General features: G+C 60.7%; 20 protein-coding genes. 7 read left to right on the top strand and 13 right to left on the bottom strand.

Features of this window, described 5'->3' with window-relative positions; translation table 11 throughout:
- Positions 1 to 88 precede the first annotated feature (88 nt).
- The 7 genes from PD282_RS09575 to PD282_RS09545 form a co-directional block, all read right to left on the bottom strand.
- Positions 89 to 850: a DeoR/GlpR family DNA-binding transcription regulator gene (locus tag PD282_RS09575; RefSeq protein ID WP_274650438.1), complete on the bottom strand. Its 762-nt coding sequence runs from the start codon at positions 848 to 850 to the stop codon at positions 89 to 91.
- An 8-nt stretch (positions 851 to 858) separates the two neighbouring features.
- Positions 859 to 2,334 (bottom strand): rhamnulokinase, encoded by a 1,476-nt coding sequence (locus PD282_RS09570; RefSeq protein ID WP_274650437.1) that lies wholly within the window; start codon positions 2,332 to 2,334, stop codon positions 859 to 861.
- The gene (rhaI, locus tag PD282_RS09565) at positions 2,331 to 3,551 is read right to left on the bottom strand and encodes an L-rhamnose isomerase (protein WP_274650435.1); all 1,221 of its coding nucleotides are present in this window, start codon (positions 3,549 to 3,551) and stop codon (positions 2,331 to 2,333) included. Before rhaI ends, PD282_RS09570 begins: the two co-directional genes overlap by 4 nt.
- A 200-nt stretch (positions 3,552 to 3,751) precedes the next feature.
- The gene (locus tag PD282_RS09560; protein WP_274650433.1) at positions 3,752 to 4,135 is read right to left on the bottom strand and encodes a sensory rhodopsin transducer; all 384 of its coding nucleotides are present in this window, start codon (positions 4,133 to 4,135) and stop codon (positions 3,752 to 3,754) included.
- Positions 4,136 to 4,172: 37 nt separating this feature from the next.
- The gene (locus PD282_RS09555; protein WP_274650431.1) at positions 4,173 to 6,236 is read right to left on the bottom strand and encodes a bifunctional aldolase/short-chain dehydrogenase; all 2,064 of its coding nucleotides are present in this window, start codon (positions 6,234 to 6,236) and stop codon (positions 4,173 to 4,175) included.
- A gap of 377 nt (positions 6,237 to 6,613) precedes the next feature.
- On the bottom strand, positions 6,614 to 6,814 hold the full coding sequence (locus PD282_RS09550) for a hypothetical protein (RefSeq protein WP_274650429.1): 201 nt from the start codon (positions 6,812 to 6,814) through the stop codon (positions 6,614 to 6,616).
- A gap of 114 nt (positions 6,815 to 6,928) precedes the next feature.
- Positions 6,929 to 7,354: an Hsp20/alpha crystallin family protein gene (locus PD282_RS09545; RefSeq protein WP_274650427.1), complete on the bottom strand. Its 426-nt coding sequence runs from the start codon at positions 7,352 to 7,354 to the stop codon at positions 6,929 to 6,931.
- Between the two features lie 157 nt (positions 7,355 to 7,511).
- Between PD282_RS09545 and PD282_RS09540 the strand changes: the two genes are divergently transcribed.
- The 6 genes from PD282_RS09540 to PD282_RS09515 all read left to right on the top strand — a co-directional run bounded on the left by PD282_RS09540 (position 7,512) and on the right by PD282_RS09515 (position 9,989).
- On the top strand, positions 7,512 to 7,751 hold the full coding sequence (locus PD282_RS09540) for a spore germination protein (RefSeq protein WP_274650425.1): 240 nt from the start codon (positions 7,512 to 7,514) through the stop codon (positions 7,749 to 7,751).
- Positions 7,748 to 7,951 carry a spore germination protein GerPB gene (locus tag PD282_RS09535; protein ID WP_274650423.1) on the top strand — a complete coding sequence of 68 codons (204 nt, stop codon included), beginning with the start codon at positions 7,748 to 7,750 and terminating at the stop codon, positions 7,949 to 7,951. The genes PD282_RS09540 and PD282_RS09535 overlap by 4 nt, the downstream gene beginning before the upstream one ends.
- Before the next feature lie 26 nt (positions 7,952 to 7,977).
- Positions 7,978 to 8,766 (top strand): spore germination protein GerPC, encoded by a 789-nt coding sequence (gene gerPC, locus PD282_RS09530; protein ID WP_274650421.1) that lies wholly within the window; start codon positions 7,978 to 7,980, stop codon positions 8,764 to 8,766.
- The gene (locus PD282_RS27350; RefSeq protein WP_338045170.1) at positions 8,763 to 9,116 is read left to right on the top strand and encodes a hypothetical protein; all 354 of its coding nucleotides are present in this window, start codon (positions 8,763 to 8,765) and stop codon (positions 9,114 to 9,116) included. Before gerPC ends, PD282_RS27350 begins: the two co-directional genes overlap by 4 nt.
- On the top strand, positions 9,113 to 9,568 hold the full coding sequence (locus PD282_RS09520; RefSeq protein ID WP_274650419.1) for a spore germination protein GerPE: 456 nt from the start codon (positions 9,113 to 9,115) through the stop codon (positions 9,566 to 9,568). Before PD282_RS27350 ends, PD282_RS09520 begins: the two co-directional genes overlap by 4 nt.
- Positions 9,569 to 9,863: 295 nt before the next feature.
- Positions 9,864 to 9,989: a YjcZ family sporulation protein gene (locus PD282_RS09515; RefSeq protein ID WP_420832352.1), complete on the top strand. Its 126-nt coding sequence runs from the start codon at positions 9,864 to 9,866 to the stop codon at positions 9,987 to 9,989.
- Between the two features lie 142 nt (positions 9,990 to 10,131).
- On the opposite strand, the gene PD282_RS09510 is transcribed toward PD282_RS09515, so the two are convergent.
- From PD282_RS09510 to glgB, 5 genes are read right to left on the bottom strand one after another with little or no spacing between them, the layout of a single operon-like run.
- Complete coding sequence (locus tag PD282_RS09510) at positions 10,132 to 12,105, bottom strand: glycoside hydrolase family 15 protein (protein WP_274650417.1); 1,974 nt, start codon at positions 12,103 to 12,105, stop codon at positions 10,132 to 10,134.
- Positions 12,087 to 13,553, bottom strand: a complete 1,467-nt coding sequence (gene glgA / locus PD282_RS09505) for a glycogen synthase GlgA (RefSeq protein ID WP_274650415.1) — start codon at positions 13,551 to 13,553, stop codon at positions 12,087 to 12,089. Before glgA ends, PD282_RS09510 begins: the two co-directional genes overlap by 19 nt.
- A gap of 40 nt (positions 13,554 to 13,593) precedes the next feature.
- Positions 13,594 to 14,706 carry a glucose-1-phosphate adenylyltransferase subunit GlgD gene (glgD, locus tag PD282_RS09500; RefSeq protein WP_274650413.1) on the bottom strand — a complete coding sequence of 371 codons (1,113 nt, stop codon included), beginning with the start codon at positions 14,704 to 14,706 and terminating at the stop codon, positions 13,594 to 13,596.
- Positions 14,703 to 15,866, bottom strand: coding sequence for a glucose-1-phosphate adenylyltransferase (locus tag PD282_RS09495; protein ID WP_274650411.1), 1,164 nt, complete (start codon positions 15,864 to 15,866; stop codon positions 14,703 to 14,705). Before PD282_RS09495 ends, glgD begins: the two co-directional genes overlap by 4 nt.
- On the bottom strand, positions 15,863 to 17,833 hold the full coding sequence (gene glgB, locus PD282_RS09490) for a 1,4-alpha-glucan branching protein GlgB (RefSeq protein ID WP_274650409.1): 1,971 nt from the start codon (positions 17,831 to 17,833) through the stop codon (positions 15,863 to 15,865). The genes PD282_RS09495 and glgB overlap by 4 nt, the downstream gene beginning before the upstream one ends.
- Before the next feature lie 406 nt (positions 17,834 to 18,239).
- Here glgB and PD282_RS09485 point away from each other — a divergent pair, with 406 nt between their 5' ends.
- Positions 18,240 to 19,406 carry an iron-containing alcohol dehydrogenase gene (locus tag PD282_RS09485; RefSeq protein WP_274650407.1) on the top strand — a complete coding sequence of 389 codons (1,167 nt, stop codon included), beginning with the start codon at positions 18,240 to 18,242 and terminating at the stop codon, positions 19,404 to 19,406.
- 194 nt (positions 19,407 to 19,600) lie between these two features.
- On the opposite strand, the gene PD282_RS09480 is transcribed toward PD282_RS09485, so the two are convergent.
- Positions 19,601 to 20,488 carry a helix-turn-helix transcriptional regulator gene (locus tag PD282_RS09480; protein WP_274650406.1) on the bottom strand — a complete coding sequence of 296 codons (888 nt, stop codon included), beginning with the start codon at positions 20,486 to 20,488 and terminating at the stop codon, positions 19,601 to 19,603.
- Positions 20,489 to 20,649 lie beyond the last annotated feature (161 nt).

Raw genomic sequence — 20,649 nt, 5'->3', positions numbered from 1 at the left:
AAAAACCGCGCCTGCGCTTCGGCCCGGGTAAGACAGGCTGTGAAGCGGCAGACACGATTTAGGCAAAACGAATGCGGGCAGCCGGCGTTTATTCGCTGATCGTAACGGCAATGCCGAGATTGCGATAGACCTGCATGATTTCGTCGTCCGCCCGGCTGTCCGTGATCAAATGGTGGATTTGGTCGCAGGATGCGATGTGCGCAAAGGCGCGGACGCCAAACTTGCTGGAGTCGGCGAGCAGGTATACTTCGTCGGCCATCCCGATCATTTTGCGTTTGACCGCGGCCTGCAGCTCGCTCGATTCGCTGATGCCCCGCTCCGGGTGCACCCCTTTGCCGGAAACGAACGCTTTGGCGACATGATACTGCTCGAGATTGCTCTCCGCCAGCGGCCCTTGAAAGGACAACGAGCGGGACGAAAGCAGGCCGCCGGTCGAAATGACCTCGATTTTTTCCTTGCCGGCGAGCTCGGCGGCCACCCGGATGGAATTGGTCAGCACCGTGAGCGGAATGTCCGGCAGCGCCGCGGCCATATAGAACGCGGTGGAGCTGGCGTCGAGCGCGATTTTGTCGTGCGGCTCGATCCGCTTTACCGCCTCGGCGGCAATCCGCTTCTTCTCGGACGCGTTCGTGACCTCGCGTTCGAAATAAGGCGCTTCGGTCTGCGCCTCCCTCACGCTGACGGCGCCGCCGTGGCTGCGCTGCAGCTTTCCTTCCCGCTCCAGGCGGTCCAGGTCGCGGCGGATCGTTTCTTCCGTCACGCCGCACAGCTCGCTCAGCTCACTGACGCGGACGCTGCCGCGCTCCCCTACGATTTGAACGATTTTGGCATATCTTTCGGCTGCAAGCATAGGTAAATTCAGTCCTGTCCGAGTCGCGAAATGAATGTGCGGTAAGCTTCCTCCCAGCGCGGCGCATCTTCGGGCTCGTAGGCGCGGATCGGGAACGAATCTCGGATCAGCCGCCGCGCTTCCGCGATGTCCGCGATCGCTCCGCCGGCAATCAGCTGAACGGCCAAATTGCCGAGCGCGCTGCCTTCCGCCGGGCCGGCCAGAACAGGCCGTCCGATGGCGCTTGCCGTGAAGCGGCAGAGCAGGCCGTTCTGAATGCCGCCGCCGACCATATGAAGCCCGTCGTATGTCCGGCCGGCGAGCGATTCGGTTTTCTCCAGCACATACCGATATTTTAATGCCAGGCTTTCCAGAATACAACGCACGAACGCTCCGTCCGATTCCGGTACGGGCTGGTCCGTCTCGCGGCAAAATGAGGCGATCGCCTCCGGCATGCGGGCCGGGTTCAGAAACCGCCCGTCGTCCGGGTCGATGAGCGAGCGGAACGGCGCCGCCGCCTCGGCCTGCGCCAGCAGGCCGGCATAAGCGATCGTCGCTCCCCGCTCCCGTTCCCAGGTCCGTTTGCTTTCCTCCAGCAGCCACAGGCCCATAATATTTTTGAGCAGCCGGTACGTGTTGTAAACGCCGCCCTCGTTCGTAAAGTTATGGCGCAGCGCTTCCGGCGTCAGCACCGGCGCCTGCACCTCGGTGCCCATCAGCGACCAGGTGCCGCAGCTTAAATACGCGAAGTCCGGTCCCGCGGCGGGTACGGCGGCCACGGCCGAAGCCGTATCGTGCTCGCCGACCGCGATCAGCGGAATGGCGGTAACGCCAAGCTCCTCCGCCACCGGCTGGCTGAGCCGCCCGACGGGCGTGCCCGGCCGCACCGGGTCCGGCAGCAGCTTCCGGCTGACGCCGGCCGCCGCGAGCAGCCGGTCGTCCCAGCCGCCCGTCGTCGGATTGTACGCCTGCGTCGTCGTCGCGTTCGTAAATTCACCGTGCATCTCGCCGCTTAAAAAATAGCGGAGCAGATCGGGAATCATCAGCAGCCGCTCCGCCTGGGCGAGCAGCGGGCTGCCGTCCCGCTTCAGCGCGAACAGCTGATACAGCGTATTGAACGGCAGAAACTGTATGCCGGTGCGCTCGAACACTTCCGCTTTCGGCACGATCGCGAACAGTTCGTCCATTGCCTTCTCGGTATGGCGGTCGCGGTAATGGTACGGATTGCCGAGCAGCTCGCCGTTTGCGCCGATCAAGCCGAAATCGACCGCCCACGAATCGATGCCGATGCTGGCAACCCGGCCGCTCGTTACGCGCCAGGCCATCCGGATGCCGTGCTTGATTTCATGATAGAGCCGAAGGATATCCCAGTGCAGGCGGGCGCCGACCTGCACCGGTTCGTTCGGGAACCGGTGTACCTCCTGGATCGCAAGGCGCCCGTCCTCAACGGAACCGAGCACGGCCCGGCCGCTGCCGGCTCCAAGATCGAAAGCGAGCGCCTTCACCAGCTCGCGCCGCCTTTGCCGCGATGGGCGATCGATTCGGTGTAGCCGCTTTCGCGGAACGCTTTCATCGGGTCGAGCGGCAGCCCCTGCTCCTCGCGCAGCGCATGCAGGAGCGGCGTCACGTCGATCTCGTACGCGCTGCGTACGGCATCCTCGGCCGCCATCACGTCCTGCGCCTCCTGGGCCGCGCGGACTTCGTCCAGGTTGACGAGCAGCGCTTTGGCGTACTGCGTCTGCACGTTCAGCACGGAGCGGATCATCGCCTGGATTTTCGGTTCGATATTGTGGCTTTGGTCGATCATGTACGCGATATCTTCTGCGCAGCCGCGGACGCCCTCGCCGGGGTCGCTTGCCGCTTCGAGGATCTGGTAGAAGATCAGAAACAGCTCGTACGGGTTGATCGCGCCGACGATCAGGTCGTCGTCCGCGTATTTGCGGCTGTTGAAATGAAAGCCGCCGAGCCGCTGCTCGTCAAGCAGATACGCGACGATATGCTCCACGTTCGTGCCCGGCGCGTGATGCCCCGTATCGACAAGCACGGCCGCCTGCTCTCCGAGCTTGTTCGCCAGATTGTACGCCATGCCCCAGTCGGCCAAATCCGTATGATAGAAGGCCGGCTCGAAAAATTTGTATTCGATCAGCATGCGCATCGAGGGCGTCATCGCCTTATACATCTCGGCGAGCGACTCCTCCATCCACCCTTTGCGCCTGCGGATATCCGCCTGACCGGGATAGTTCGTGCCGTCCGCGAACCACAGGCTGAGGTCGCGCGAACCGGTCTCTTTGGCGATATCGACACATTCGAGCAGGTGATCGGTCGCCTTGCGGCGGATCGCCGCATCGGCATTCGTCACGCTGCCGAGCATGTAATCCTCGTCCTGGAACAGGTTCGGGTTGACCGCGCCGATCGTAAGGCCGAGGCTTTCGGCGTGGCTGCGAAGCTTCCCGTAATCGTCGACCTTATCCCATGGAATATGGATCGCGACGGACGGACAGAGCCCGGTCAGCCGGTGGACGACGGCGGCATCGTCGAATTTCTCGAACGGGTTGCGGGGCACGCCGACCTTCTGAAACACCTTGAACCGCGTGCCGGAATCGCCGTAGCCCCATGAAGGCGTTTCGATGCGAATCGCTTTCAGTTTGGTCTTGACTTGCTCCAGATCGATGCCTCGGTCTCGCTGTTGTTCTTCGAATAAAGCATAAGCGCGATCGTTCATGAATGAGACCTCCTAAGATTTTTGTGATGCATCTTTGAATATGCATCCTTGCGAGCAAAAATCGGCTTCGGAAGCATACGCTAAGATTTTTGTGATGCATCTTTGAATATACATCCTTGCGAGCAAAAATCGGCTTCGGAAGCATACGCTTTGTTTTTTGCGATGCTTCCTGAAATACTCCCCGCGAGCAAAAAACTCGCTTATTCCCGCCCCTCAGGCACCGGGAATGCCACGACCGACATAAGCGCGTTGGCAGGCTGGGTGGAATCCAGCCTGCTGTATTGAACGTAAACGGGCACGTCGCTGAACAATTCCGCCGCGTACGGTACCCCTTTCGGAATCGCTTCCGTGCCGCTGCGGAGACCGGCCGTGCGGATATGGAGCGTCCGTTTGGCCGGCACGACGACGGTCATGTCTTCGAGCGGAGCGCGATCCTCGAAATAGACGTTGATCGTGATATTGGCGTCAACGCCGCCGGTATTCAGGACGCAGATCGATTCGTGGCTTTCCAGCTCCCCCGTGCTGTTCGGCGGGATATACCCGTCGGGAATGACCCAATGGTTCAGGCGGTTCGTATGCGGCATGTTCGAATCTCCTCCCTGGAATGAAACGATTTTTCGCTTACCTTGTAAAGGCGGCCGGCACCCCGCCGTCGATCGTCAGCATGCAGCCGGTCGTTTTCGCCGCTTTGGACGAGGCGAAGAAGGCGACGCCTTCGGCAATGTCCGCCGGAAAAATATTGACGAGCAGCGTCGTCCGTTTGCGGTAATATTCCTCCAGCTGATCCGGCTCGATGCCGTAAGCGGCCGCGCGTTCGTTCCGCCAGTTCGAATTCCAGATCGCCGAGCCCTGCAAAATCGCATCGGGCAGCACCGTGTTGACGCGGATGCCGAGCGCCCCGCCTTCGGCTGCGATGCAGCGCGCCAAATGGGCTTCGAGCGCCTTCGCCGCGCTGTAGGCGGTGGCGTTCTTGCCGGCGTAGATTGAATTTTTCGAGCCGATGAAAATCATGCTGCCGCCGATGCCCTGCGTCTTCATCGCTTTGAACGCTTCCCGCGCGACGAGGAAGTAGCCGGTGCCGAGGACGTTCATGTTCAGGTTCCATTCCTTCAGCGACGTATCCTCGAACGGGCTCGACGTCGCCAGTCCCGCGTTGTTGACGAGAATATCGACGCCGCCGTAATACAAGGCGGTCTGCTCGAGCGCCGAGACGACCTGCTCCTCGCTCGTCACGTCCATTTTCACGGCAAGCGCGCGGCCTTCGCCGTATTGGCCGTTGATTTCCGCGGCGACGTTTTGCGCGCCTTCGAGGTTGAGGTCGGCAAGCACGACGTGCGCCCCTTCGGCCACGAGCCGGCGCGCCGTTGCGCTGCCGATGCCGCCCGCGCCGCCGGTAATGAAGGCGATTTTGCGGGAAAACTCGGCTTCCGCCGGAGCAAGCGTCAACTTATACAGCTCGAGCGGCCAATATTCCACGTTGTACGATTCGTTCTCCGACAGCGAGACGAACGAGCCGAGCGTCGTCGCTCCGCGCATGACCGCGATCGCACGGTGATAAAGCGCGCCGCTTACCTGCGCCATCGCCCGCGATTTGCCGGTGTTGAACATGCCGACGCCCGGTACGAGAATGACGCGCGGGGCCGCTTCGAACATGACGTCGCCCTCGTTCTTGTTCCGCTCGAAATAGGCGGCATATTCGGCCTTAAAGGCGGCAATGCCGCCGCGGACCGCCTCCGCCAGCGATTCCGCCGTGCCCGATGCCGGATCCCACTCGACGTAGAGCGGCACCATTTTCGTATGCACGAGATGGTCCGGGCAAGCGGCCCCGATCTGTGACAGCTTCGCCGCGTCGCGGCTGCCGACGAACTGCAGCACGTCCGCCTCGTCGTCGAACGTGACGAGCATCGGCTTCGCATCGCTGACCGCCCCGCGGATCGCCGGCATGACGGACGACGCCAGCTCGCGGCGCTTTTGCTCGGGAAGCGGGCTGTAGCGGGCGCCGCCGAACAGCGCGCCTTCGTTCACGCGGCTCTCGATGTAGCGTTCGGCTTCGCCGATGACCGCCAGCGTCTTGTTGTAGCACTCCTCGCTCGTCTCGCCCCAGGTCACGAGGCCGTGCTTTTCCATCAGCACCAGCTCGGCCTTCGGATGGTCCAGCACGCCCTGCGCGATCATTCTGGAAAGCGTGAAGCCGGGGCGCACGTAAGGAACCCAGACGAACCGGTCGCCGAAAATGTCCTTCGCGATTTCACGGCCGCCTTCGGTGCAGCAGAGCGAGATAATGGCATCCGGATGCGTATGGTCGACGTGCTTGAACGGCAGAAATGCGTGAAGCAGCGTCTCGATCGACGCGCGCGGGTGCTTGCTGTCGATCATGCAGTGGCCGAGGTAAGCGACCATCTCTTCGTCCGTCATGCTCTCGCGTTCAAACAGCGGACGGATGTCCTCCATGCGCAAGCCCGTGAAGTTATGCGCTTTCATCGTCGCCAGGTCCGAGCCGCTGCCTTTCACGTACATCACTTCGATGTCGCGCCCGCGAAAATCCTGCACGACCGTCTTCATCGACGTGTTGCCGCCGCCCCAGTTACACACCGTCCGGTCCGTTCCGATCAGATTCGACCGGTAAACGAGCTCATCGAGTCCCGGCTTAACTTCGGCGCCTTGATTCCATAATGATTTTGGCATGTTGTTCATCACCTTTATTTATGATTGTTTGTTTCCGTTTGTCTGTGTTTTATCGTATCACAGGTTTGAAATTCTGTATATACAAAAAAATCCGCGCCATGCGGCGCAGATTTCGGTGTTTATCCGTAACGGGAGATACGGCCAATTCAATTGGAGGCAGCCTTGCAAGGTGATATTAATTAGGTAATACTGACTCGCGGTAATGCTTTTCGAACCTTAAGAAAGCTGACGTTCGCGGATCTCTACGATTCAAACGCCGACGTTGTCTATCATAACGCCTGCAATTCGCTTTCTCATTATTTCGCCGTCCCAAGTTGCAAACAGCCAAAATAAAAATAGACGCAAACGGCTTTCCGTTTGCGCCTGTCCGCGCCCGGTCAAACAAACCAAATATTCAAAATGATACCGAACGCGACCGCGCTGACCGCGGCGCCGGCGAAGCTGAACCAGCCGGCCCGGACTTGCTGCTGGAACATTTTCAAAATGCCCAGACTGATCAGCGAGAAAATAAGCAAAATAAACACCGCGCCCGTGATAAACAGTCCGGCGGGGATGTTGCTGACGTCATCAACCGTCAAATTCGAACACTCCTCCACGCAAGTCTATACCCGTATTATAAGCGATCCGGGACGGGGATCGCCAGATACCGGGACCGGCGAGTTCGGACAAATTGGTGACAACGCTTTCCTCCTTCAAACGGTGCGGATTACCGCCGTAACGGCAATTTTGCGCGTCGGCCGCTTGCGCAGCCTGACGGTCAGCACCGCGCCGTCGTAGTGCGCATCGCATGTGTGCGGGAGAACCAGCTTCGGCAGCCGGATTGTCGCGGGATTGTTCTCTCCCAAGCCGGACAGCTTGATCCGGTCTTCCATGGCGACAAGCCGGATCCGGTCCAGGTCGGCATTTTCGCCGAGCGGAAATTTCACCGTTACGCTAAGCTTCGTTTCGGCAATGTCGGCGGTCACTTTCCCGGCGGCGGACGCAGCGGCCGGCAGCGCCTTCGCGATCATATTTCGAACATAAGCATCGATCCAATCCGGCTGCTGCATCCGCTCAAAGCCTTTCGGCAGGCGCTGATTCTCCATCCACCGCTCGAGTTCCTCCCATTCGGTTTCCATTTTGCCCGGGCACCTCCGTTTATCGGCACGATTTTCTTCCATTTTATGCCGCCGCCGGAATGGGCGCCACTTTCTCCCCCAAGGCGGTTCACAGGAACCAATGGGCGAATGCCGCATACGATGTAACATCAGCCCGCCACAGAAGGAGTGACCACGCATGCCCGCTATTGTCGGCTTCGTCAAAATCGTCAGCGTGGGCTCGGGTTCGGTCGTGCAGTTCGGCGACTGCGCCCAAACCTCGCCCTCCAGCACTTCGAAAACGTATGCCGGATCCGGATCCTTTCTGACCGGAAGTCTGGCCAATTCCAATAATGCGGTGAGCGCTACGACGACCTCGGATCCCGATCTGTTCGACGCCGGTTCGAACGCCGTAAACGATGGGCCTTCCGTCGTATGAATTTGACGGTTCACCAGACCATTACGATCCACCAGCTGCGGGTGGACTCGATCAGCAACTCATCCGTGCTTCAGGTCGGGTCGGCCGGTTCCATAAGCTCGCTGTCGCAGCTTTACAATACGGGCGGGTTCACGGGACCCGCTCCCCAGCTCGGCGGCGAAAACCCGCTCACGTTCGTTCCGCTTCCGAATCCCGCCTAAGCTAACTTCGATAAGGAGGTGTGCGCATGCAGCCAGGCAGCGGCCAGGTTTACAACCCGTGGCAAAATTGGACGGCATTGTCGCAGCATCTCTCCCGGCTGCAGCAGACGCTCGTTCGGCAGCAGGAAGAACTCGTGCGGCTGAGCCGGCAGGTGGATGAGCTGAATACGCGCGTCCAGGCGGCCGAAGCGAAGCCGATGTATCATATCGACAGTTTGGAATATCATTTCGACCAGCTGAAGGTCGAGAAGCTGGACGGTACGCTCAATATCGGCATGACCCCGCCGGGCGAGGAACAATTGAAGGAAATCGGGCAGCTCGTCATGCCGGGCCCGGGTCAAGCCCAGCCGCACGGTCCGGGCGCGGCCTCGGCCGGGGCGGGCATTCAGCAGACGCCCTTCGATTTGCCGGGCGGCGAGCCTCAGACGAGCGGGCCGAACACGTTCCCCTTCAGCGGAGCGCCGGCAGCCCCGGGAATGGCACCGGGCCCGCCGTACCCGGAAATCCGGAAGGAAATCGACGGATATCTCGATTCGGCCGCTTACGACCGGCTGGCGGAGCTGGAAGCCGAATACGGCTTTCAGCTCGATCCTTTTCACCGAAGGCTCGTCGTGGAAGATATTCGAAAGCAGATGAGCCAGCGCATTCAATATTACATGAACCAGAGCAGTTCACACGGGAAGACGCTGAATAACGAATCCAACCTGAAAAGCGACGTATATACCAAAACGATCCGGGACATCGAAGGCGCGATGCGCGGTTATTTGTCACGGCTGCAGAGCGCGCCCGGTCCGGAAGGAGGAATGAACGGATGATCCGTTTTCATGTCGTTAACCATTCGCTGTCCGTCGGAACGATCCAGGCGTTCGGCCTCGCCAGCTCCTCGCTGCTGCAAATCGGCGATACCGAGCGGGTCGAGCTGTATTCGATGTTCGACACGCCGCCCGAATCGGTGATCGTGGGGCCGCTTGCTCCGCTTGAGTCGCCGGAAGGAGCCGGTCAGGCCGAAGGAGAGAGCACCAATTCGTTCGGAAACGATAACGAAGCGAACAGCGATGCGGCCGGCAATGCGGACGGCGTTTCCGCTTCAAACGGCGTTCCGGACGGCACTTCGGATGCCGGGCGCGGCAAAACGGACCGCGGAGCCGCAGGCGGTGCGGCTTGAACAGAGACGGAGACGAAATGCCGCCGTTTTGCGTACAGCCCCGCCCTGAGGCCGGACTCGCCGACTACCCGGTCCGGGTGTCCGCCCTCGGCAGGCTGTGCATTGTCTCCGCCAGCGCCGCTTCGGCCGTCCAGATCGGCGACAGGGAGGAATTCAGCTCCAAGGTGCGCGCCCTTGCCTTGCAGCGGGAAGCCGGACATGCCGAAGCCGGCAACGTTTATTTCGAGTCGTATTCGATTTTTTCGCGGGAGCTGCCCTCCCTGCCCGATTCAATGAAGGAGGAGCAGGCCGGCGAAATGAGCCGGAGCAACCGGAAGCCGCGCATCACCGTCGGGTGTGTCGATGTCACGGCGGTCAGCGCGGCCGCCTCCGTTCACGTCGGCAATGCGCGCAACGTCCGCGGCGAAGCCCGGATCAAACATATCCGGCAGTTTGCCCGCCCTCGGCCTTGACTGGCCGCAGCGCGATATCCGGCGCGCGATTTTTTCTCGCAGCACGCAGCTCCCGGCGCGAGGCGTGCGCTGCATGACGGCGATCGGCCGGACGCGCGCTTCGTTTTCTAACGATAGCCGAACGCCATGCCGGGCGAATCGTCCGCGGCCGGCTTCAGCTGTCCTGCTGGGCATTCGTTTAAATGCGGATGCTACGGTACAAACGTCCAATCGAAACCGGGCCGGAGGCATACATTAGGAGTGTGATATGAAACATCACAAATCAACTTCTCAGGAGGTATGCACTGTGGGATATATGCCAGGCGTAGGCGGCGTAGGAACGGGTTGTAGTCCTGTCGTTGGCGGCATTTGGACCAGCACGGGAGTCATTCTTGTCCTCTTCATCTTGCTGGTCATCGTTCTGCGCGGCTGTTTCTATTAAGTTCCGCATGGAACCATAACCGGAACCGGCCGGCTTCGGGCAGGCCGGTTTCTTTACGTCCGTTTTTCGGACAAGCGGGGATACATAAATACGCTGAGGAGCGCAAACCGGGCAGCGGAATCCGTAAGCCGCAGCAGTAATGTCAACCGCGCCTGGCGCCGGCCAGCTCCTTGTATTTCGCCGCGTATTTGCAGACGCTTTGCACAAACGTCGCATGCGACCATGTGAGCGGCGCCACCGAGATCGGGCTGCCGTCCAGCGGATGCAGCTGCTCGGGGAGCACGCCGCTCGGCAGGGCATGGCTGACGACCCACTCGAGCGTGCGGCGCGGCTCCTCCAGGTCGGCGAGGACGGCGGCCGTTTCGATCCGGTGGTTGGCCGTCCACAGCGTGCAGATTATCCACGGATTGCCCGGCACGTTGCCGATATCGCCCGACTGCTGAAAATAATAATCGTTCGTGTACCGCGCCGCGCCGCCGACTCCGGTCCGTACCGCAAGCCCTTCCCGGATCGCGTTCATCGTCCGGACGACGCGGCTGTCGCCGGCGGGCAGCACGCCGAATTCCCAAATGCCGAACAGGCTGCTCTCGAGCGTCAAATCTTTGTCCCAGCGGTTGTCCTTCCGGACGAGCCCTCTGGCGAAGCGCCCGGATTCCTCGTCCCACAAATGCGTCAGGATGCCCCGCTTGATCGTCTCGGCCGTCTGCCGGAACCGGTCGCTGCCCTCGTAATCGCCGAACAGCTCGGTGAAAAAGGCTGCCGCCTTGAGGCCCCCGTACACGGAAGAAGCCGTATACGTCCATATGCCGTAACGCTCCTCCCACAAATCGTAGCTCGGCTTCGGCAGCGACAGCTCGCTCTCCATGTAATCGCAAAGAAACGATGCGGCTTTACGGATTAAGCCGTGGTACAGCGACTGCGGCAGCTCGATGACCTGATTGCGCGTGTAGTCGTTCCAGAGCGCCAGCAGCACGAGCGCCGTTTCGTCCTCCTGGATCGGCAGCCGCCTGCCGCCCTGCACAAAATACGGGTGCCAGCTCGAGCCGACGGTGCCGTCCGGATTGTATTTGTGAAACAGGAAGCCTTCCGGCGACAGCGCTTTGGCGCAGAACTGAAAAAACGGCGATACGAAGCTTTGGAACCCCGCCATCGACATCGCGTCGGCGATCAGCGCTCCGTCCCGCGGCCACATGTAGCTGTAATGATCGCGGTTGTACTGCAAAATGTCGGTGTCGTTGGCGGCGATGATCGCCCCGTGCTCGTCGGTCTGCGTCCGCACGAGCAGCAGGCTGAGGCGGAAAAGGCGGGCCACCTTCGGCGGCAGGTCGCCGAGCTCCGTATCCGCCCGGCTGAGCCAATGCGTCCAATAGATCACGACGCGGCTCAGCAGCTTCTCCGGATGGGAATCGAGCACGTACTGGTTCAGCTGCTTGACCTGCTCAAGATTATGACCGATCGTCATCCAGTAATAGAGCGTCTGATCGCCGCCGCCGGGGACGGTCGCGTGCAGGGCGAGCGTGCTGTCGACCGACCCTTGGGCGATCGCGTTGCCCATCAGGCTGCCGTCCTCCGCGTCGCGCCACGTGCCTTCCGCCGCATGGAACCGCTTGATGCCGGTCGTAAACTGCCGGATGCCGCCCTCCTCCGAAAAACCGTTAAACATGAAATAAGACGAACGCTTATAATGAAAAACGGTGTGATTGTCCGGGTAATACGCGGCCGTATCGCCGACCTCCGAGCCGTCGATCATGAGATCCTGATGAAAAAAAAGCCGGAACTCGCGCGGTTCCGGCTTCAGGTTGCGGATCACGACGCGCTTCAAATAGATGCTCTCCCGCTGATGAATGCCGTCGTTCATATGAAGCTCGACGCCGAGCCGCTCGCTCCGGGCGGTGACGTTTGTGACGAGCGAGTCCTCGACATAGCCGAGCTCGAACGTCCAATGCGGCTCGTCAAGCCACGAGAACAGCCCCTCCGTCCAGATGCCGAAGCGGCACTGCTGCCCGCCGACGTGATTGAGCTGGCCGACATAGGGAAAATAAATATCGCGTATATAGCAGTTCCGGTCCAAATTGACCAGCACGCGGCCGTTGCCGATTACGAGGTGACGGGCCATCCACTCTTCTCCTTTCGTTTCGACGCCAATTCGCCATAAAGCGCCATATAGGCTTTGGCCGGACGGGACCAGCTCAAATCCTCCCTGGCGCCGTTATCGACGATCCGCTGCCACGCCTCGCCGTCGCGGTAGAACGACAGCGCCCGGCGCACCGTATACAGCAGGTCGTGCGCATTGGCGCCGGCGAAGGAGAAGCCGTTCCCTTCGCCGGTAAATTCGTTATATGCGGTTACCGTGTCTTTCAGTCCTCCCGTCTCGCGCACGACCGGCACCGAGCGGTAGCGGAGCGCGATCAGCTGGCTGAGCCCGCAAGGCTCGAAGAGCGACGGCATCAGGAACAGATCGCTGCCGGCGTATATCCGCCGGGCGAGCCGGTCGTTAAAACCGAACCAGGTCGCCGCCCGGCCCGGATGCCGCGCCTCGGCGCTGCGGAACATTTCCTCAAAGCGCGCCTCGCCCGATCCGAGCACCGCAAGCTGCACGTCCTCCTGAAGCAGCTCCTCCAGTATCGGGCCGATCAGGTCGAAGCCTTTCTGACCGGTCAGACGGGAGACGATGCCGATAAGCGGCGTCGTCTCCGATTCGCGAAGCCCGAGCTCGCGCTGGAGCACGAGCTTGTTTTTGCGCTTGCGCACCAGCGATCCCCGGTACGGCGTATCGAGCGCACTGTCGTTCATCGGGTCGAACGACGCCGTATCGATGCCGTTGACGATGCCCCGCAAATCGCCCGCCCGCCAGCGGATCAGCCCATCCAGCTTCTCGCCGTACCGCTCCGTCTGAATTTCTTCCGCATACGACGGGCTGACCGTCGTCAGCATATCGGCATACTGGATACCGCCCTTCATACAATTACCGGCCCCGTAAAACTCCAGGCCCGCGGGACCGTCGAACAAATCGTCGCCGACGCCGGTCAGGTCCTGCAGCAGCTTTTTTCCGAAGACGCCCTGATAATGCAAATTATGTATCGTATAAATAGTGAGCGCGTCCCGGGTAACCGGCTCGTAAGCGTAGCGCGTTTTCAGCAGAAACGGAACGAGCGCGGTCTGCCAGTCGTGACAGTGCACGATGTCCGGCCGGAAATCCAGATGGAACAGCGCCTCGCACACCGCCATGCTGAAGAACACGAACCGCTCCGCGTCGTCGCCGTAGCCGTACAGCCCCTCCCGCCTGAAATAAAACTCGTTATCGATCAAATAAAAGACGACGCCGTCCACATCCGCCTTCAGCAGACCGCAGTACTGTTCGCGCCATCCGAGGCGCACCTTGAAAACGGCGATCGTCTCGAACCGCTCCGCAAGCTCCGGCGGAATGGAGCCGTATTTCGGCAGAATCACTCTCGCATCGGCGCCGCGTCCGCCAAGCGCCGCAGGCAGCGCGCCCGCCACGTCCGCAAGGCCGCCCGTTTTGACGAGCGGCACCGCCTCCGAAGCCGCAAATAAAATGTTCACTGAAGCTTCCCCTCCCCGGACCCAGCCGCGTTAACCTTTATCAAATGACCTTCCGCTTTACCGCCAGAAACGGGCTCTGCACCGCCCCGCGCAGCTCGCGTCCGGGCTCGATCGTGACGTCTTTGTCCAGAATCGCCCGTTCGAGCACGCTGCCCTCGCCGACAAGGCCGTTTTGCATGACGATGCTGTTGCGGACGACCGCCCCTTTGCCGATCTGAACGCCGCGAAACAGGATGCTGTTCACAACCGTGCCCTCGATCACGCAGCCGTTGGCGATCAGCGAATTGCTCGTCATCGCCCCTTCCGCGTAACGCGCCGGCGGTTCGTCCTTCACCTTCGTGTAGATCGGTCCCGGCTCGAAAAACAGACTGCGCCACACGTCGGGCCGGAGCAGCTCCATACTGTTGCGGTAATAGCCCGCCAAGGTGTTGATCACGCCAAGATAGCCGTCGAACAGGTATGCGCGGATGTCGAGGCGGCCGATGCGCGACATGATCGCATGGCGCACCAAATGATCCTGCCCCTGGGCCAGCGACGTATCGACGAGCTCAAGCAGCAGGTCCTTGCGCATCACGTACATTTCCATCGAGACGACATCGCTGCGCAGCCGCCCGTAATGGTCCTGGATGGCGGTGATCCGCCCGTCCTTGCCGATTTCCACCATGCGCGCCTTACCGTCCGGCGGCTCGAGCTGCCGTTTGCAGATGACGGTAATATCCGCCCCGCTCGCCCGGTGCTCGGCTATCGCAGGGCCGAAGTCGATGTTGCAGACCATGTGGCTGCGCGTAATGACGACGTATTCGAACGGGCTGCGCGTGAAATAATCCCGATGCTGGTAAAAATGGAACAGATCGCCCCGGCTGACCTCGCTGATGTCGCCGGTGACGGGCGGCAGCACGAACAGGCCGCTTTGGCGGTGGTGCAGGTCCCAGTCCTTCCCGGAGCCGAGATGGTCCATCAGCGAGCGGTATTTCGTATGCGCGAATACCGCGACATTCGTTATGCCCGAATTGACCATGCTCGACAGCGCGAAATCGATCAGCCTGTAGCGCGCGCCGAACGGAACCGTCGCCAGGCAGCGGCTTGCCGTCAGCGATTCAAGTTCATCCGACTCGTGAATGAGATTAATGACCCCCAGCACATTGGCATTCATGGCTGCTTCACCTCCATTAGCGCATGGTCGGCGGCGACGAATTCGTCGCTGCCGATGACGGTAACTCCGCCGTGCGGCGATCCGATGGACACGCCGTCGGCGATGACGGCCCCTTCGCCGATAATGGCCCGGCAGATTTGGACGTCCCTCCCGATCTTTACGTTCGGCATGACGACCGACGCTTCGACGTGCGATCCGGCGCCGGTCTGTACGCCGTAGAACAGCACCGATCGGCGAACGCTGCCCTCGACGACGCAGCCTTCGTTGACGAGCGAGCCCGCGATTTCGGCGCCGGGTGCCGAATAATGAGCCGGCCGGTTCGGGTTGACGGAATAAATGCGCCACCGGCTGTCGTGCAGGTCGAGCGGCGGTTCGCCGGCGAGCAGGTCCATATTGGCCTCCCAAAGCGATTCGAGCGTCCCGACATCCTTCCAGTAGCCGCCGAACCGATACGCCTGCAGCCTGACGTCATCCTGCAGCATGGCCGGGATGATATCTTTGCCGAAATCGTTTCCGGACAGCCGGTTCGACTCGTCGCGGATCAGGTAGCGCTGCAGCACCGGCCACGAAAAAATGTAAACGCCCATCGAAGCGAGATTGCTGGTCGGCGTTTTCGGCTTTTCCGTGAAGGCGACGATCTGCCCGTCGTCGTTCACGTGCATAATGCCGAAGCGGCCCGCTTCCTTCCAATCGACCTCGACGCAGGCGATCGTCGCGTCCGCGCCGCGCGCCTCGTGCTCGGCCAGCATCAGGTCGTAATCCATCTTGTAAATGTGATCGCCGGATATGATGAGCACGTACTCCGGATCGAAACGGTCGATGAAGCCCATATTTTGGTAGATCGCGTTGGCCGTCCCTTTATACCACATTCCGCCCTTCGATTTCATGTACGGCGGAAGAATCGCCATGCCGCCATCCCGCCGGTCAAGCCCCCACGGGCTTCCGATGCCCAGATACGTATTTAGAACTAGCGGCTGATACTGCGTCAGCACGCCGACGGTATCGATGCCCGAATGCGCGCAGTTGCTCAGCGCAAAATCGATAATCCGGTATTTGCCCCCGAAATGGACCGCCGGCTTTGCCAGATCCTTCGTAAGCACGCCGAGCCGTTTTCCTTCGCCGCCGGCGAGCAGCATGGCAATCATTCTTTTTCGGCTCATGGACATTTCCCCTTTACTGTGCGATCGTCTTGCCGGACCTTGCGACCGCTGCGGGTCCGGCGCTTCTTGGGAACATACACCAGTAAAATAAAGGACAGCGGCGGCAGCGCAAACCGGACGCTGGACGTTCGCCCGTGGAACGGGAGCGGCTCGCTCTCGAGCGCCTCCGGTACCGTCTGAAGGCTGCCCCCGAAAGCCGGGTCTGCGCTGTGAACGGCGACGCGGTAAACGCCCGGCTCCGGGACGCCGATCCGGTAATCGGCGTAATGCGCATTGGAAAAATTGCAGACGGTTACCGCGAGGCACCCCGGCGCATGACCGCGGCGCATAAAGACGACGACGCTTTGCTCCGCATTGTTGACGTCGATCCATTCGAAGCCGCCGGGGTCGCAGTCCCGCTCCCAGAGCGCGGGCTGTTCCCGGTACACCCGGTTCAGCGACCGGATATACCGGTGCATGCCGCCGTGCGACTCGTAGCCGAGCAGCATCCAGTCGAGCGCTTCGGCATCCTTCCACTCGTCGAACTGCCCCCACTCGCCGCCCATGAAAAGCAGCTTCTTGCCGGGATGCGTCATCCAGTAGCCGTATAAAAGGCGGAGCTGTGCGAATTTTTGCCCGTAATCGCCGGACATTTTGCCGAGCAGCGACCGTTTGCCGTGCACGACCTCGTCGTGGGAAAGCGGAAGCACGTAATTTTCGGAGAACGCGTAAAGCATCGAAAACGTAATGAGGTTGTGGTTCAACCTGCGGTCAAGCGGGTCAAGGGCCATATAACGCAGCATGTCGTTCATCCAGCCCATGTTCCATTTGAAATTGAAGCCGAGCCCGCCCGTGTAGGTCGGCGAGGTAACGGCGGGCCGGTCCGAGGAATCCTCGGCGACCATGAGCGCACCGGGGTAATAGTGAAACACCGCTTCGTTCAGCCGCTTCAGAAAGCCGGCCGCCTCGATGTTCTCGGTCCCGCCGAAGGAGTTGTAGGTCCGCAGCTCGTGCGGTTTGTCGAAATGAAGGTCGAGCATGCTGGCTACGGCGTCGACCCGCAGCCCGTCGATATGGAAGACGTCCATCCAAAAAATCGCATTCGAAATCAGGAAGCTCTGCACCTCGGTCCGGCCGAAATCGAACGCGAGCGTTCCCCACAGCGGCTTCTCCGCCCGTTTCCAATCGGAGCCCTCGTAAATCGGCGTGCCGTCGAACAGCCTGAGCCCGTGGTCGTCCTTGCAGAAATGGCCCGGCACCCAGTCGAGAATGACGCCGAGGCCGCGCTCGTGACAGCGGTCGACAAAGCGCATTAGCTGCTGCGGCGATCCGTACCGGCTCGTCGCCGAATAGTAGCCGGTCACCTGGTAGCCCCACGACTGGTCGAGCGGATGCTCGGTTACCGGCAGCAGTTCGATATGCGTATAGCCCATATCGGCCGCATAATCAACCAGCTCGTTTGCGAGCCTTTCGTACGTCCAGAAGCGTTCCTTCCCGTCGTTTTTCCAGGAGCCGAGGTGCGCTTCGTAGATGAGCATCGGCTCCCGGTACGGGCTGCTTCTTCGCATTCGGCGATGCCAGGCGGCATCGCGCCAGCGGTATTCCCCCAAATCGGCGACGACCGATGCGGTATTCGGCCGCAGCTCCGACTGGAACGCAAACGGATCGGCCTTCAGAATCCGGCTCCCGGTCAGAGTAACGATCTCGTACTTGTACACCTCGCCCGGTCCGATATCGGGGACGAAGAGAAACCAGACGCCGGTCTCCCCCTGCATCTCCATCCGGTGGCGGTCCCCGTTCCAATCGTTGAAGGAGCCGGCAACGCCGACGCTTTGGGCATTCGGGGCCCACACGGCGAAGCGGACGCCGCGCTTTCCGCGCGACCTGACCGGATGAGCGCCGAGCGTGCGGTAACTGTGAAACAGCCGGCCCTGGTTGAACAGATACAAATCGCGCGCGGACAAACCGGTGGATGCGGCATAAACCATTTAGTCGGCACCCCCATATGAAAGATCATTGTTAAAATATTGTTAAGTTAATTGACACGATGCGCGACTTTTCTTCCATTATACACGGTCCTTTACAGTTTGGCACTCCATTTTCAGAAAATTCGGAATCGTTTGTGCCAGCTCCGATCGGACACCTGTTTCCCCCTGTCCGTTGAAAGGGACGGACAATACTTTTACATGAATATGCATACCGGAGCCGAAAATAGTACGCCCGGGGCATGGATTTCCGCTATAAGCCGGTCGCAACGTTACGGGCCTCCTCTTCCTTTCCGGAAACCGGGAGCTTTGCCGCTTGCCTGACCCTAATCCATCGCCTACAATGGAACGTGAATGCATGGGCAGCTATCGTTTCCGAGGTGCCAATCGACACAGGAGGTTTACGCGAATGAACAATTTCACCTTTCACAATCCGACGGCCGTTTATTTCGGCGAAGGAACGGTTGCCCGGCTTGGCGAGCTTGCCCGTCCTTACGGCAAGACCGCGCTGCTTGTCTACGGCGGAGGCAGTATCAAAAAGACGGGCCTCTACGACCAGGTACTGGAACAGCTGGCATCAGCCGGTATCCGGACGGTCGAGCTGTCCGGGATCGAGCCGAATCCGCGCCTGACGACGATCCATAAAGGCATCGCACTGTGCCGCAGCGAACAGGTAGAGCTGGTTCTGGCCGTCGGCGGAGGCAGCGTGCTCGACGCCGCGAAAGCGATCGCCGCCGGCGCCTTGTACGACGGCGACGTGTGGGATTTTTGCATGCAAAAGGCGGTTATTCAGGATGCGCTGCCGCTCGGCACCATTCTTACGCTGGCCGCGACGGGCTCCGAGATGAACGGCAATGCGGTTGTGACGAATTGGGAGGAAAAGCTGAAGCGGGCTTTCGGCAGCAAGCATACCTATCCGCGTTTTTCCATTCTCGATCCTACGCTCACGTATACGGTGCCGGCCGATCAGACGGTCAACGGCGTCGTCGACATGATGTCGCACGTCTTCGAGCAGTATTTCAGCCTGACGCCCGATACGCCGCTGCAGGAGCGGATGTGCGAATCGGTGCTGCAGACCGTGATCGAGAATGCCGAGAAGGCGCTCGCGGCGCCGGACGATTATTCCGCCCGCGCGAACCTGATGTGGTGCGGGACGATGGCGCTGAACGGCGGCCTGATCAGCGTCGGCATGCAGAACGACTGGGCGTCGCACGGCATCGAGCACGAAATCAGCGCCATCTACGACATCCCGCACGGCGCCGGCCTTGCCATCGTGTTTCCGAACTGGATGAAATATGTGTGCAGCGAGCGGACGGACCGTTTCGCGCAATATGCGGAACGGGTGTGGGGAATCGAACGTGCGGGGCGGACGGACGAAGAAATGGCGCTCGCCGGCATCGATGCGACGCGCGCCTTCTTCTCCCGGATCGGCGCGCCGTCGACGCTTGCCGATTTCGGGATCGGAGGCGAACAGCTGGACCGGATGGCCGCCGAAGCGGTGCGGTTCGGTCCGATCGGCTCGTTCCGCAAGCTGGAGCAGGCGGATGTGAAGGCGATCCTGGAAATGTGCCTGTAAATGAACCGGTACCAGCGGTGCCGGCCGTGGCGGCGAATGCGCGTTTTTCCCTCCCGCATCCGGCATCGGGCCAGCACTTGATCATGCAATATGTGCAAAAACAAGAACAGGAGCCCGCTGCGGGTTCCTGTTCTTGTTTTAATCGTTCTCCTTGATAACTTGCCCGCCGGGCACTCTTTTGGTTATGTAATGAATTATTCCGGATCCTCCCGGCGGCGGCTCGGGAGCGTTCTCCCGGCGTAGCGCTTGCGGAACAGCAGCGGCGTCACGCCCACATGCTCGGAGAACGACCGGGAGAAGTGCGGCGTCTGCTTGAAGCCGGTCTCGCCCGCGATCCGCGATATCGGCCAGTTCGTTTTCATCAGCAGCAGCTTCGCCTGATCGAGCCGGTACGACAGCAAATATTGCTGCGGCGTACAGTCGAACACCTCGGTCATGCAGCGTGCGATATAGTTCGGATGAAGTCCAAGCACGTCGCCGAGCTGGCGGTTCGTGACGGTTGTCCGGTAATGGCGCTTCAAATACGCGGCGGCCTCTTCCGCTACGGCGATCGGCGCTTTGGCGGCATCGGTGCGCCAGCCTTCGTCAAATAGCTGCAGCAGGTGCAGAAACCACTGCTGGCGCTGCCAGAACGCGGCATGCGAGGTGCCCATCGCCGCTTCGTGCAGCTTGCCGAACAGCGCGATCGCTTCTTCCGGATATGCGAGCGTCATCGATTTCGGCAGGCGGATCGCGTACGAATAATAATCGCCCCGAAGCGTGCCGCCGCTGCCGGCATCCAGCTCCTCCCAGGGGCCCGGCGTCTGAAAATGAACCCAGTCGAAGACCGTTTCCTCTTCGCACGGCTTCACGGGATAATGCCAGCGGTCGGGGCGAAGAATGAGCATCTGTCCCGCTCCCAGCGACCAGGCGCGCTGCTCCTCGCCGACGTGCAGCGTGCCGCTGTGAACGAAGAGCAGGTCGAAGACGCCGATATTTCGGCGGTTCGGGTGTTCGCCTCCGGGAGCATACGTTTTGCGGTTCGATTCGATGAAGTACGGAAGCGGCGGGGATAAGAAAGTAAACAGCGGATCGGACGACAAGCGAATAGCCCCCCAGTGTCAGCAAAGCGTAATAAGTCGGTTCGCCCGTATATTTTATCAAAACCGGCCGGCGCGAGAAACATGAAAATGTGCGAAGAACGATAAAATTTCGAATCCTTTTTATGGATTTTCCGACATCGGGGTCAATTGCCCGGCCGGCA

Origin of the sequence: Paenibacillus humicola, from assembly GCF_028826105.1 — a bacterium.
GTDB lineage: Bacteria > Bacillota > Bacilli > Paenibacillales > Paenibacillaceae > Paenibacillus_Z > Paenibacillus_Z humicola.
This window is presented reverse-complemented; position numbering and strand designations above follow the sequence as displayed.

Coding starts and splice junctions, on each gene's coding strand:
- gerPC (WP_274650421.1), top strand. CDS start 7,978: ATGCAGCCAGGCAGCGGCCAGGTTTACAACCCGTGGCAAAATTGGACG.
- PD282_RS09545 (WP_274650427.1), bottom strand. CDS start 7,354: ATGGAAACCGAATGGGAGGAACTCGAGCGGTGGATGGAGAATCAGCGC.
- PD282_RS09555 (WP_274650431.1), bottom strand. CDS start 6,236: ATGCCAAAATCATTATGGAATCAAGGCGCCGAAGTTAAGCCGGGACTC.
- PD282_RS09575 (WP_274650438.1), bottom strand. CDS start 850: ATGCTTGCAGCCGAAAGATATGCCAAAATCGTTCAAATCGTAGGGGAG.
- PD282_RS09515 (WP_420832352.1), top strand. CDS start 9,864: ATGCCAGGCGTAGGCGGCGTAGGAACGGGTTGTAGTCCTGTCGTTGGC.
- glgB (WP_274650409.1), bottom strand. CDS start 17,833: ATGGTTTATGCCGCATCCACCGGTTTGTCCGCGCGCGATTTGTATCTG.
- PD282_RS09495 (WP_274650411.1), bottom strand. CDS start 15,866: ATGAGCCGAAAAAGAATGATTGCCATGCTGCTCGCCGGCGGCGAAGGA.
- PD282_RS09535 (WP_274650423.1), top strand. CDS start 7,748: ATGAATTTGACGGTTCACCAGACCATTACGATCCACCAGCTGCGGGTG.
- PD282_RS09510 (WP_274650417.1), bottom strand. CDS start 12,105: ATGGCCCGTCACCTCGTAATCGGCAACGGCCGCGTGCTGGTCAATTTG.
- rhaI (WP_274650435.1), bottom strand. CDS start 3,551: ATGAACGATCGCGCTTATGCTTTATTCGAAGAACAACAGCGAGACCGA.
- PD282_RS09485 (WP_274650407.1), top strand. CDS start 18,240: ATGAACAATTTCACCTTTCACAATCCGACGGCCGTTTATTTCGGCGAA.
- PD282_RS09540 (WP_274650425.1), top strand. CDS start 7,512: ATGCCCGCTATTGTCGGCTTCGTCAAAATCGTCAGCGTGGGCTCGGGT.
- PD282_RS09560 (WP_274650433.1), bottom strand. CDS start 4,135: ATGCCGCATACGAACCGCCTGAACCATTGGGTCATTCCCGACGGGTAT.
- PD282_RS27350 (WP_338045170.1), top strand. CDS start 8,763: ATGATCCGTTTTCATGTCGTTAACCATTCGCTGTCCGTCGGAACGATC.
- glgD (WP_274650413.1), bottom strand. CDS start 14,706: ATGAATGCCAATGTGCTGGGGGTCATTAATCTCATTCACGAGTCGGAT.